Genomic DNA, 12225 nt, shown 5'->3' on the forward strand with positions numbered 1-12225 from the left:
TGGCGTGATGAAGTGTCTGATTCTGCGCGTGCTGGCTGTGCTGATCGCGGCTTCGGCGGGGCAGGCCATCGCAGCCGGCGCCGACTGTGCCACCTGGGGTGGGACCCTGCTGAAATGGCCGGCCGCGGCGCCGGTGTGGGAGATGTGCTGGGTGCGCCCGAGCCAGAGCGTGGCCAGCGACGGCTCCGGACTCGAGCTGCGTGACGTCCACTACAAGGGCATCCTCGTCGCCAAGCGTCTGCATGCGCCGATCCTGTTCGCCGAGTACCGTGGAAGCTCGACCTGCTATCGCGACTGGAAGGATGCCAACGCGAACTTCGCGGCCACGCCGCCGGTGCGCAACCAACTCGGCGTGCCGGGCACCTTCATCGCCACCACCACCTGCGACGTGTCGAACGCGGCAACGGCTTCGTACCAGAACTGCCCGTGGAACACGCTGCCGGGCTCCACCTTCACCAGCGCCGACTGCATCGGTGGCGCCGGCGGCGTGGCGATCGAGGACATGGGGGACCATGTCGTCCTGACCACGCAGTATTCGGCATCGTGGTACCAGTACACGAGCCGTTACGCATTCTGGGAGAACGGAGACATCCAGCCAGAATTCGGTTTCGGCAACTCGAACGGCACGAACAACAATCTGACTCATTGGCACCACAACTACTGGCGTTTCGACTTCGACATCGATGGTTCGGACAACAACGAGATCCGCGCCAACGGTGTGCCGCAGTCGACCGAATTCACGGGTCTGCGCAGTCTGACCGGTGGGCCGGGCGGGGGGGTGACCTATTGGGATGTCGTCACCACGAAAGGTGGATTCGGCTACCGCATCGTGTCCGGCAACGGCGATTACACGCCGGCCAACGAGTCAGGGCGCAATTTTCACACCGTCGACGTGATCGGCAGCCGCTTCATCAACAACGAGTATGCGGACCGCGCCAACAACAATCTCGGCGATTGCGAGATGCAGGCCGGAAACATCGCCAATGGCCAGAGCATCGCCGATACCGACGTGGTGTTCTGGTACCGCACGAGCGTGCGCGACGCCAATGGCAACAACTGGCCGCCGAACTGCTCCGGCGCAAGCTGCGAACCGCAGAATTCGATGGTCTGCAAGTCCGGTGGGCCGACCATGACGCGCATCGGTGACTGGCCGATCTATCGCAACGGTTTTGAATGAGATACCCACTTCATCCGCGGCATCTTCGGATTCCAAGAACCTCAGGAGATTTGCAACATGCGTGCTTCGAACAGATTCCTTGCCTTCACAATCCTGGCCACAGCGATCTCGCTGGCGCTGCCCGTGGCGGTTTGCGCTGAAGAGGGTGAAGGCCCCGCGGCGAGCAGCGAGCAGTTGTGGGCGGCCTGGGGCGGCACCGTCGGCGTGCGCTGGAACCGCGAGCTTGCTGCCGATCTCGGCCTGCGTTTCGAGACGCCGACATCGCTGCTCGAGGGTCTGAGCTGGATGGGGCACGAACGTTTTGCGTTGCGCAACAGCGGCAGCCTCGAATTCCATGTGGCCAACGGCAACCTGCGCGCCTTCGCCGGCGGTTCCGTGCAGGCGCGCGGCGGCTACGTCCTGGTGATCGGCGAGGATCGCATCGACCTGACCGATTTCCGCCTGCGGCCGCGCGCAGACGACCCGCTGATCCTTGATCTCGTCGGTGCCGACGGCAAGGCCTGGTTCTACATCGATCGCCTGATGTACGAACTGGTCGACGACAACAAGGTGCTCGCCGTGCGCACCATGGATCTGCGCATCAGCACGGCCCTCGCGCAGCGCCTTGGCCATGCCGAGGCGGCAAACTGGGCGATCGCCGACATGGAGATGACCACCGAGGTGCAGCGCCAAGGTCCGGGCATCGAGCCGTTTGGCGCCAGCTATCGATGGCATGGCACCAGCGCTCCTGGCGGCAACATCTACCAGGCCGACCTGTTCATGCAGACCTTCAACGCCCAGTACTCCCGTTGCAGCGGCTGCACGGGCACGTCCTCGTCGAGCCAGGTCGTCTTCACGCCGTCGTCGACGCTGCGCAACAACGTCAACAACGGAACGATTTCGGCTACCGTGCCGGGCGATCCGCTCGGTACCAGCACCGCGCTCTACGCCGCCGATATTCCGTGGTGGCAGAAGTTCTCGGGCAACCACGAACCTTACGGCAACGACCAGCATCCCTACCTGATCTGGAATCTGTACCGCATCAATGCCAATGGCTCGATCGACCAGATCGGCCGCTCGGGCGTGAAGCACGCCTTCCTGACCACGAATACGGGCTGCATCGAGAATCCCAACAACGGCCACGTCCTCGGCCTTGGCTGCATCGACACCTACAGCACCGGCAACAACGACAGCAACAACGCGCTTGGTCCGCGCTCGGAAATCATTCCGGCGACGAACGAATGGGGTCGTTGCGGCTCGATCTACGACATCGACTGCAACGGTGTCGCCAACAGCTCGGGCAACACCAACTATTCGCAGCGCCTCATCGTCGCCGAGTCGCAGATCGCCCCCGGCCTCAACCCCGGTGCGACCTTCCTGTTCGAGTCGTGGTACCTGGCACGAGAGGACATCAATATCTACAACTCGATGGCAAGCAAGTCGTTCACCGCGACCTGGACGGGCAGCACCTGGGCGGTCGGCGGCAATGCCAACTACCGCCTCGGTCCGGCCATCGACCGCTGGGTCGACCCGGCGATTCCGACGGCCAATGCGCAGTCGATCGAATTCGCCTCGGTCGAGGGCCATGTGAAGGTAGCGGTCAAGGCGACCGACCTCGGCGGCGGCAACTGGCGCTACGACTATGCGGTGATGAACCTCGACTTCGCGCGTGGCGTGACCGAAGGCGCGTCGCCGAACCTGCGCGTCGTGCACAACTACGGCTTCGACCGCTTCAGTGTCACCGCGCCTGGCGTGGCGATCTCGGACATCGTGTTCAGCGATGGCGACCTCGACGCGGCGAACGACTGGGCCGGCACGGCTACCGCCAGCGGCATCGAGTGGAGCGCACCGGTCAACCCGGCGCCTCCGGCGAACACGCCGGCGGTGCTCAATCCGCTGAACTGGGGCACGCTGTATCGCTTCTCGTTCACGGCGAACTCGGCACCGACGGCGGCCGCGATCGACTTGCACATCGCCCAGGCCGGCATGCCGGCATCGTTGACCAACACCATCCTCGGCCCGACACCGATGCTTGCCGACCTCATCTTCCGGGATGGTTTCGAGCAGGATGATTCCGAGCAGGCCGGATCCGAGTAACCAGCGGTCTGAACCGTCGATGCGAGCGGACCCCGCCATGGCGGGGTCCGTTCGTTTCAGGGGGTGAAGCGCAGGCTGTGGCGCGCCGGGCCGGGCAGGAACGGCGTCTTCTCGCCCTTGACCCAAGCGGCATGGCCGGCACCGTAGAATGGCGACAGTGGATGACCGCTCTGGCCGCCCGGCATCTCGAAATACCCGTTGGCCTCATCGCCGGGGGCAACGGCGAAACGTTCCGAAGCGCCGAAACCCGGTGCCTGCACACGTGGCATGTTGGCGTCGCCCGGCAGTGGCTCGGCCGGCATGTCGAGGTGGCGTGCGATGAAGCCGGGCAGGGCGCGTGACAGCGGATGGGCGATGCGTGCGGTATTGCGTTCGCCCCAGCTGCGTGCGGCGATGCCGCCTGCCTGCTGGTCGAGGCGTTCGGCGACGCGGTCGGCGCAGGCCAGCAGCAGCGCGTTCCAGTCCTCGTAGCCGGGCGGCAGCAGATGCGGCGGGCGGCGCTCGATCAGCATCCACACCGCGTGTTCGGCCTGCGACAGGCGCGGCAGGTTGAAATCGTCGTGTTGCGCGCGCACGGCGGCGGCGAAGCCGTCGAGCACGGTGGCGATCACTTCGCTGCGCCAGGCGCGCACGATGCGGTAGCTCACCGAACCGGTCGAGGCGCTGCGGTCCCAGTCGCCGAGGCCGGCACGCAGCGCTTCGCGCTGTGCCGGCAGCGTGTCGTTGCCGAGGGTGAGCGCGAGCAGGGCCTGCCAGCGTTCGAGGAACATGGCGCGGTCGTCGAGCTGGATCGCCAGCATGTCGTCGATGCCGATGCGCTCGCGCATAAGCAGGCCGTCGCGGATCTGGCGCTGGCGTGCGCCGAGGTCGTAGCCACCGTCGCCAAAGGCGTCGAGCAACGGCCCCTCGTCGAGCAGGCGCGCATTGGCGGTCCACAGGCGGTGCCTCGGTGGATTCGACAGCAGCGGATAGTCGTCGGGATCGACCCAGCCATTCCAGCCGGTGCCGGGTTGGCTCCAGTCGGCCGGCAGGCGCGGGTCGTAGCCGCCTTCGCGTTTCGGGATGCGCCCGGCGATGGTCCAGGCGATGTTGCCGTTGCGGTCGCCGACGACGAAGTTTTGCGCCGGCATGCCGGCGCGCTGGGCGATGGCGACGCCCTCGTCGACGGTTTCGGCGCGTTCCAGGTTCATCAGTTCGAGGTTGACCGCGCCTTCGCGGTGCGCGGTCCAGGCCAGCGCGAGTTCGCTGCCGTCGACGTCCTTCGCCGTGATCGGCCCCCAGCGCGTTTCGCGCACGCTGAGCCGTTCCGGCTCGCCACCATGCACGGCGATCGATTCCTCGATCAGGCTGATCGCCTCGCTGCCATCGGCGGTGAGGTATTTCGCGGCATCGGCTTCGTCGGTCCGCACACGCACCCAGTCGGTGAAGTCGCCGTAGCTGTTGGTGAAGGCCCAGGCGATCCTGCGGTTGCTGCCGGCGACGATGGCCGGCGTCCCGGGCAGGCTGGCGCCGCTGACGTCCACGGTTTCGCCGGCGCGGCGCGGATTCGGGTAGACCAGGCGCGCACGGAACCAGATGTTCGGCACGCGCAGTTCGAGGTGCATGTCGTTGGCGACGATTGCCGCGCCACCGGTCACTGCACCGCCGGCAGCGAAGCTGTTGCTGCCTGGGATGATACTGGTCGGCGCCTCGGTGCCGCGCAGCAGCGAGGGATCGAAGGCGCGCAGGTCGATGTCGGCGATGCCGGGCGGATCGGGCCAGCGCATCGGCGGGCCGGTCAGTGGCGCATCCCAGGAACCACCGATCGCGGTCAGGAATCGCCACGCCGGTTCCGGCAGGGCCGCGTGCATCGTCGAGAAGGCGAGTTCGCGGCGGTTGCTGGCGTCGTTGAGGGCGAAGTACATCGCATCGACGACGAGGATCGTGTCCTCGCTGCGCCACGGCACCGGCTTGTTGCGCGTGAGCAGGTAGGCGAACGGGCGCGCGCTGAGTGCGGCGAGGCCGGCATTGACGCCGTCGCGGTAGCGGTCGATCACGGCACGCTGTTCGGGTGGGGCCAGGGCCAGCGCGGCCTCGGCGCGGGCGCGCAGGCGATGCACGCGCGCCTTGCGGTCGGCCGGCAGCGCAACCTTGCCGAACAGTTCGGCCAGTTCACCGGCTGCGCTGCGACGCATGAGATCCATCTCGAAGTAGCGCTCCTGCGCGTGCACAAAGCCGAGAGCCCAGGTCACGTCGGCACGATCCTGGCCACTGACGGTGACAGTGCCGAGCGCGTCGCGGTCGATCGTCACCGGCGCGCCGAGCGAGGCCTCGCTGACATTGCCGTCGAGCATTGGCAGGCTGGCGCGCAGGACGAGCCAAGCGCCAAGTGCGAGCGCGATGGCCAGGACGACGATCAGGGCGAGCAGGCGGCGCAACCAGCGCATGCAGGGATTCCTCGATGGGTGGTGGGACGGATCAGGCCGTGGTCTCGATGCGCTCGACACGTTGCAGGCCGCGCGGCAACAGGCTGCCGCGCGTGGCGCGGTTGCCACCGTATTCGACGAGATCGGCCCAGCGCAGGATCAGCTTGCGCTGGCCGGCGTAGACGGTGACTTCGCCCTTGCCCTCCGCGACCACGGCGACACCGCTGACGCGCTCGCCGGCGGCGAGCTTCGGCTTCGGGATCTCGATCAGCTTGTTGCCCTTGCCGCCGTTGTCGAGCTCGGGCAGTTCGGCCACCGAGAACATCAGCAGGTGCCCCGCGCTGGTAGCCACGACGATGCGGTCGCGCGCCGAGTCGGCGACCAGCGCGGGTGCCAGCACGTGCGCTTTCGCGTCGAGGTTGACGAGCTGTTTGCCGGCCTTCTTGTTGGCGAGCAGCGCCTCGAAGCGCGTGACGAAGCCGTAACCATGGTCGGTGGCGACGACGACCTTGGTCGCCGCATCGGCAATGACGACGGCGTCGATCTCCGCACCCGCCGGCAGGCTGAAACGCCCGCTCAAGGGTTCGCCATTGCCGCGCGCCGAGGGCAGCGTATGTGCCGGCGTCGAATAGCTGCGCCCGCTCGAATCGATGAAGGCGACCTGCTGGGTCGTGCGCCCGCGCGCCGAGGCGTGGTAGCCATCGCCCTCGCGATAGGCCAGCGCGGCGGCATCGATGTCGTGGCCCTTGGCCGCGCGTACCCAGCCTTTTTCCGACAGCACGATCGTCACCGGCTCGCTGGCGACGAGAGCGGCCTCGTCGAGCGCCTGAGCGGCGGCGCGCTCCACCAGCGGCGAGCGGCGCTCGTCGCCGTATTTCTTCGCGTCCTCGCGCAGCTCGTCCTTGATCAGCGTCTTCAGGCGCGCCTTCGAGTTCAGCAGCACGTTGATGCGCGCGCGTTCCTCTTCCAGTTCATCGCGCTCGGCATTGATCTTCATTTCCTCGAGGCGGGCGAGCTGGCGCAGGCGCGTCTCGAGGATGTAGTCGGCCTGCTCCTCGCTGAGCCTGAAGCGCGCCATCAACACGGGCTTCGGTTCGTCCTCGCTGCGGACGATGCGGATCACTTCGTCGAGGTTGAGGTAGGCGATGCGCAGGCCTTCGAGCAGGTGCAGGCGACGCTCGACCTTAGCCAGGCGGTGCTGCAGGCGGCGCGTGATCGTATCGGTGCGGAAGCGCAACCACTCGCCGAGAATCTGCTTGAGGTGCTTGACCTGCGGCCGGCCGTCGAGACCGATCATGTTGAGGTTGATGCGGTAGCTTTTCTCGAGGTCGGTGGTGGCGAACAGGTGCGGCATGACCTCGTCGGCATCGATGCGGTTCGAGCGTGGGATCAGCACGAGGCGGATCGGATTCTCGTGGTCCGACTCGTCGCGGACGTCCTCGATCATCGGCAGTTTCTTCGCGCGCATCTGGTTGGCCAGTTGCTCGACGATCTTCGACGGCGATACCTGGTAGGGCAGGGCAGTGATGACGATGTTGCCGTCCTCGCGCATCCAGGTCGCGCGCGCGCGCACCGAGCCGGTGCCGTTCGCGTACATGGCGAGGATCTCGTCGCGCGGCGTGATGATCTCGGCGCTCGACGGGAAGTCCGGCCCGCGCACGTGTTCGCACAGTTCGGCGATGCCGGCCTCGGGATGGTCGAGCAGGTGGATGCAGGCGGCGGCGATCTCGCGCAGGTTGTGCGGCGGGATGTCAGTGGCCATGCCGACGGCGATGCCGGTCGAGCCGTTCAGCAGCACGTGCGGCACGCGCGAGGGCAGCCACGAAGGCTCCTGCTGGCTGCCGTCGTAGTTGGCGACGAAATCGACCGTGCCCTGGCCGAGTTCCTCGAGCAGAAGTTCGGCCAGCGGGGTCAGCTTGGCCTCGGTGTAGCGCATTGCCGCGAACGACTTCGGATCGTCCTGCGAGCCGAAATTGCCCTGGCCGGTGATCAGCGGATAGCGGTACGAGAACGGCTGCGTCATCAGCACCATCGCCTCGTAGCAGGCGCTGTCGCCGTGCGGGTGGTACTTGCCGAGCACCTCGCCGACGGTCAGCGCCGACTTGCGCGGCTTGGCGCTGGCGGCCAGGCCGAGTTCGCCCATGGCGTAGACGATGCGCCGCTGCACGGGCTTGAGGCCGTCGCCGACGAACGGCAACGCGCGGTCGAGCACGACGTACATCGAGTAATCGAGGTAGGCGCGCTCGGCGTAGTCCTTGAGCGCGATCTGTTCGTGGTTGCCTTGCAGGGTCATGCGGTATCCGGAAACGGGGTGTGTCGCAGCCCATCATTTTGCCGCATCCGGGGCAAGGGATGTCGTGTGTTCTTCGCAGGAGCCCGTTCCGGGCGATCGGTTGTGGATCCCACGCCGGGCTACCTGGTCTACATGGCCCACCCGGCCGGTGCGTGCACGCACATCACGCGCGACGTGCTGGCTACGGGCGTTGGACCTTGTAGCGTGCAAAGTGATCTTGCTCCCGCTCGACGGACACCCGGTTAAGCGATTCACTATCGCAAACCGAGGTCTCAGCCTCGGGCGAGCTCGGGCGGCCCCGGCATCGACGCCGCTGCGTCGCTCGCGGCTGGCGCACGACCCGGCACGCCAGCCGCTCGCTCACCGTCCTTTCTTCCCGCAGCCAGCCCACCGCCTCGCGGCGCTGTGCTGGCGTCACCACTTTTTTGCGACGACCTCCTTCATCAGCTCGAGCTCCAGGCACTGGTTCGCGACCAGCCGTTTGAGTCGCGCGTTTTCCTGTTCCAGCTCGCGCAGGCGCTGCAGGTCCGACACGCTCATCCCGCCGTACTAGGAACTCCACGCGTAGAACGTCGCCGCGCTGATCCCGTGCTTGCGCGCGACATCCGCCACGCCCATGCCGGCCTCGGCCTCTTTCAGGATCCCGGCGATCTGACTCTCGCTGAACTTCGACTTGCGCATGGAAACCTCCGTTTGGGGACGTTTCCAGAAATCCGTGGACTCACTCTACGGGGGAAGGACCGCGGGGCCGGGCTTTGCTTCAGACTTTTTCAAACGGGCGTATGTGAACCTGGAACCGTTTTTGTTCTAGCGTCAGACGGACGGATGGATGGCCAAATGCAATGCCCGGCGCGGGGCCGGGCTTTGCAAGGTAATTAGATTAGACGAGAAATTCGACTCTGACCACATCTTTTTCAGCCTACGCCTATAGCCCGTCATCTCTTTCTGATAACCATAACGAGAAATGCTCTCTCGCCTTCACCAAACTAAAATGCGAAGAAAATATTAAATCAGCCCCTCCATCATAAGGAGCATAAGCGCTACCAGCTGGCACATTGGCGAATAGGACAGGGCAAGCTCTGTCATTGGCTATTTCAACGACCAATTCTTCATACCTAGCTGCATTCCATACAATGCGAGAAAATATAATTTCAAAATCGCCATGATCATCTGAATTATTAATGTAAGTATTAAAATCAATATCCTTAGGAAAAATTTTAATAAATTCAGATTTCAAGCCTCGATCAAATATAGAGGCGAATAAAATACATTCACTCTGATCACCAAGAACGTAGTTTGAAACACTTCTTTGCCGCAACAATACCTCGTGGCGCTCACAGTCAGTGCTTGCGTATCTTTTGGCGCCTGGAAGGCTATGAATTCTCAGCCATCGATCGGAAAGCAATTCTCTACATGAAAAGCCAATAGGTAGTGAATTGCCGAATGATCGATGCCATTCCTCTTGTAGAGATAAATTATCCATTGGGCGCCTCTGAAAATGAGTAAATTGACCTCAATCTCCTATCCATTTCAGATCTTGATCATAAGTACCCATACGAGTTTCCTTAGAGCCAAGGTTTCTAACAGAGTCAGCCATCTTCCAAGCGCCACCATTATGCCAATCTATATCTCTCGTTATAAATCTGACGCCATCCGTGAATATCGCCTGACCATTAATCGTATCGTTGATTCTCTTAAAGCCAAGTTTTTCAGCGGCCGTCACCGCCTCCTTCGTTGTTCTAAATATTGCCGCTCTAGCAGAGGCACCTTTTATACCTATGCCAAAAAAATTTACCGACAGGTCCTAGCCACCAATACTTCACCGTATCTGTGGCCTGCTCATCTACAACATCTGCAATTTCAGATGCGCCGGTGGCTACTTTCTGCCCAACCTCGTTCTGCTTGCCAATAAAGTCATGATGAATCTCAGCAGCGATTTCGGATGCCTCATCGCGTCCTCCTTGCGCTCCATACACGTGCGCAGATGACGCTCCATATTCTCCATTCTCAAAACGACAGGTTGTGTCTTTTCCACATGCCTGCCGCCCGTCCGGGTCTACGTTTTTGTACGGATTGTTATTGGCATACCAATACCGATTGAAGTTCGCCCCGGTCGCCGCCTCCGGCACGACCGGGTCGACGGACAGGAACCTGCCCGCGACCGGATCATAGTAGCGCTGCTGCATGTAGTAGATGCCGGTCTGGGCATCGTAGACGTGGCCGGTGAAGCCGGGGCCCTGGGTCGGCGTGCCGACCGACACGAGGCCGTAGGGTTCATGAAGCTGGCGGCTGCCGGTGATGAGGGTGCCGGTGGCGTCGGTCTCGGCGGTGGGGCTGCCGATGCCATCGGTATGCTGGTACCGCACCGTGGTCGTGCCGCCCGCGCCGGTGATCCGCTTGGCGACCAGGTGCTTGCCGAGATAGATCACCTCGGCCGGCGGGATATAGGGGACCCCGGCGCGCCGACAGCCAAAACAACGCCCGGCGCCAGGCCGGGCTTTGCATGGACAGCGAGCTCAAGCGCGAAAAACGATTACGATCCAGGTATTTCGCGTTCAATATCGACATTTAAGTTGTTAGATTCGACCAAGGAAAGCTCACCATCCAGGTAGACGCCATTGTACGAGCCATGCACGACATATCTGCCTGGAGAAAGACAATACAGCATCTTCAGAATTCCGAAGGTCTCATGAACTGAGATTTTGTGCCGAAAGTATAGGGTCGATCTCCTAGGCATATTGGCGTAGTTGATCTGTGCGCACAGCGGATATCGCTTACCGTTGGCGCCAACAAACCTCAACGAAACTCCCTTATCCTGAACGCTTGGGGAGATCACAATGGGCAGTTCGATCGTCGAGTTGTATATCGAATTACTTTCGATGCTAATTGTTATCCCGCCCGACTCTTCTTTGAGCGAAAGAACAACATCATCCTTTGCCATCAAGGCCATTGGGAGGAGTGCGAATGAAGCGATCAGCAGGCTTCTTCTCATCACTTCAACCTCGCGGCTGCCTTATAGGAATCAAGACGCTCCTGCATCTCTTTCACTTCATCCGGAGTATTTCCGAATCGCCGTATATTTTCTGTCCTGAGGTTGTACATGTACGCCTCAACTTCGCGAAGATTGTAGCCCTTGCTGAAGTCATGTCCCAGAGCTTTCATCACAGCGAACTGCCCCACGTGAACTTCGATTTCATGACTCAGAACATAGCCCACGAAGCTCCACGACCTGTAAGCGGAAGGCCCCGCGCTCACCATAATACTACCATTGTATTGGGTTAAACCATTGTCCTGAAGGTTGCTGTTATAGTACGGACCATCGTACGTCGCCTTCGATTTTATTCCGAAGATCGAAACCGCCGCATCGGCCGCTTTTTGCCTGTCTGCGGGGTTCGTAGACTCCATTGCTCTCTGCAGTTCTTGCGTAGGAGCATTCTGACGACCAAATCCCGTGCTGTGCGTGTTATGGGCCGTGTACCGAACGGCAGTGGACGAGCCCCTCTCGCCATTTTCCAATCGAAACGTTGTGTCTTTTCCACACGCGCGCCTGCCATCCGGATCAATGTTTTTGTAGGGATGATCTTGCTCCCGCTCGACGGACACCCGGTTAAGCGATTCACTATCGCAAACCGAGGTGGACATCATGGCAACGAAGACGGCAGGACGGAAGGCGCGGCGGTCGCGCTTCAGCGCGGAGTTCAAGCAGCAGGCATTGCTGAGGGCGGTGAAGGACGGGGTGCCGGCGGCGGCGCAGGAGCTGGGCCTGGCGCCGGCGCAGCTGTACGCGTGGCGATCCAAGGCGCAGCAGCAGGGCCAGAACGACGAAGCGCAGCGGCTGCAGCAGTCAGAGCTGGCGCGGCTGCGGCGTGAGCCGGCGCGGGTGGAAGAGGAGAACGCCTTCCTAAAAAAGGCGGCGGCGTACTTCGCGAAGCAGCCGAAGTGAAGTACGCAACGATGAGGGAACACGAGGGCGAGTTCGCGGTGCGGTTGATGTGCCGGGTACTGTCGGTGTCGGCGAGCGGGTACTACGACTGGCGCAAGCGGGGCGCATCGAAGCGGGCACAGGCGCGAGCCGCGCTGGATGCGCAGGTGGAAGCGGAGTTCAAGGCCCACAAGGGCCGCGCCGGTGCGCCGCGGCTGTCGCGTCACCTGCATCGAGGACGTCGGCAGGTGGCGATGAGCCTGCGTCGTCAGGGCCTGCGTGCCAAGGCCGCGCGGAAGTTCACGGCGACGACGAACTCGGGAGAAGGGTGTGGTAACTGAGCCGTTGGGCT

General features: G+C 62.9%; 12 protein-coding genes. 4 read left to right on the forward strand and 8 right to left on the reverse strand.

Going from position 1 to position 12225, the window contains the following annotated elements:
- The first annotated feature begins 7 nt into the window (after positions 1-7).
- The gene (locus tag KF907_RS12310; RefSeq protein WP_291220781.1) at positions 8-1177 is read left to right on the forward strand and encodes a hypothetical protein; all 1170 of its coding nucleotides are present in this window, start codon (positions 8-10) and stop codon (positions 1175-1177) included.
- 57 nt (positions 1178-1234) lie between these two features.
- Positions 1235-3253 carry a hypothetical protein gene (locus KF907_RS12315; protein WP_291220783.1) on the forward strand — a complete coding sequence of 673 codons (2019 nt, stop codon included), beginning with the start codon at positions 1235-1237 and terminating at the stop codon, positions 3251-3253.
- 56 nt (positions 3254-3309) lie between these two features.
- Here KF907_RS12315 and KF907_RS12320 read toward each other — a convergent pair whose 3' ends face one another.
- The 8 genes from KF907_RS12320 to KF907_RS12355 all read right to left on the reverse strand — a co-directional run bounded on the left by KF907_RS12320 (position 3310) and on the right by KF907_RS12355 (position 11593).
- Complete coding sequence (locus KF907_RS12320; protein ID WP_291220785.1) at positions 3310-5679, reverse strand: penicillin acylase family protein; 2370 nt, start codon at positions 5677-5679, stop codon at positions 3310-3312.
- 31 nt (positions 5680-5710) lie between these two features.
- Positions 5711-7951: a DNA topoisomerase IV subunit A gene (parC, locus tag KF907_RS12325; protein ID WP_291220787.1), complete on the reverse strand. Its 2241-nt coding sequence runs from the start codon at positions 7949-7951 to the stop codon at positions 5711-5713.
- 549 nt (positions 7952-8500) lie between these two features.
- Complete coding sequence (locus tag KF907_RS12330) at positions 8501-8632, reverse strand: transposase (RefSeq protein ID WP_291220788.1); 132 nt, start codon at positions 8630-8632, stop codon at positions 8501-8503.
- A gap of 244 nt (positions 8633-8876) precedes the next feature.
- Positions 8877-9434 (reverse strand): DUF3885 domain-containing protein, encoded by a 558-nt coding sequence (locus KF907_RS12335; RefSeq protein WP_291220790.1) that lies wholly within the window; start codon positions 9432-9434, stop codon positions 8877-8879.
- A gap of 30 nt (positions 9435-9464) precedes the next feature.
- Positions 9465-9674 carry a toxin C-terminal domain-containing protein gene (locus KF907_RS12340; protein ID WP_291220792.1) on the reverse strand — a complete coding sequence of 70 codons (210 nt, stop codon included), beginning with the start codon at positions 9672-9674 and terminating at the stop codon, positions 9465-9467.
- A gap of 31 nt (positions 9675-9705) precedes the next feature.
- Complete coding sequence (locus KF907_RS12345; protein ID WP_291220794.1) at positions 9706-10380, reverse strand: RHS repeat-associated core domain-containing protein; 675 nt, start codon at positions 10378-10380, stop codon at positions 9706-9708.
- A gap of 104 nt (positions 10381-10484) precedes the next feature.
- Complete coding sequence (locus KF907_RS12350; protein ID WP_291220796.1) at positions 10485-10943, reverse strand: hypothetical protein; 459 nt, start codon at positions 10941-10943, stop codon at positions 10485-10487.
- Positions 10943-11593, reverse strand: a complete 651-nt coding sequence (locus KF907_RS12355; protein WP_291220798.1) for a hypothetical protein — start codon at positions 11591-11593, stop codon at positions 10943-10945. The genes KF907_RS12350 and KF907_RS12355 overlap by 1 nt, the downstream gene beginning before the upstream one ends.
- A 1-nt stretch (position 11594) precedes the next feature.
- Between KF907_RS12355 and KF907_RS12360 the strand changes: the two genes are divergently transcribed.
- Both KF907_RS12360 and KF907_RS12365 read left to right on the forward strand, forming a co-directional pair.
- Positions 11595-11894: a transposase gene (locus KF907_RS12360; RefSeq protein WP_291220800.1), complete on the forward strand. Its 300-nt coding sequence runs from the start codon at positions 11595-11597 to the stop codon at positions 11892-11894.
- Positions 11891-12214, forward strand: a complete 324-nt coding sequence (locus tag KF907_RS12365; RefSeq protein ID WP_291220802.1) for a hypothetical protein — start codon at positions 11891-11893, stop codon at positions 12212-12214. Before KF907_RS12360 ends, KF907_RS12365 begins: the two co-directional genes overlap by 4 nt.
- Positions 12215-12225 lie beyond the last annotated feature (11 nt).

Source organism: Dokdonella sp., from assembly GCF_019634775.1.
GTDB lineage: Bacteria > Pseudomonadota > Gammaproteobacteria > Xanthomonadales > Rhodanobacteraceae > Dokdonella.

Coding starts and splice junctions, on each gene's coding strand:
- KF907_RS12310 (WP_291220781.1), top strand. CDS start 8: ATGAAGTGTCTGATTCTGCGCGTGCTGGCTGTGCTGATCGCGGCTTCG.
- KF907_RS12330 (WP_291220788.1), bottom strand. CDS start 8,632: ATGCGCAAGTCGAAGTTCAGCGAGAGTCAGATCGCCGGGATCCTGAAA.
- KF907_RS12355 (WP_291220798.1), bottom strand. CDS start 11,593: ATGTCCACCTCGGTTTGCGATAGTGAATCGCTTAACCGGGTGTCCGTC.
- KF907_RS12360 (WP_291220800.1), top strand. CDS start 11,595: ATGGCAACGAAGACGGCAGGACGGAAGGCGCGGCGGTCGCGCTTCAGC.
- KF907_RS12335 (WP_291220790.1), bottom strand. CDS start 9,434: ATGGATAATTTATCTCTACAAGAGGAATGGCATCGATCATTCGGCAAT.
- parC (WP_291220787.1), bottom strand. CDS start 7,951: ATGACCCTGCAAGGCAACCACGAACAGATCGCGCTCAAGGACTACGCC.
- KF907_RS12315 (WP_291220783.1), top strand. CDS start 1,235: ATGCGTGCTTCGAACAGATTCCTTGCCTTCACAATCCTGGCCACAGCG.
- KF907_RS12320 (WP_291220785.1), bottom strand. CDS start 5,679: ATGCGCTGGTTGCGCCGCCTGCTCGCCCTGATCGTCGTCCTGGCCATC.
- KF907_RS12350 (WP_291220796.1), bottom strand. CDS start 10,943: ATGAGAAGAAGCCTGCTGATCGCTTCATTCGCACTCCTCCCAATGGCC.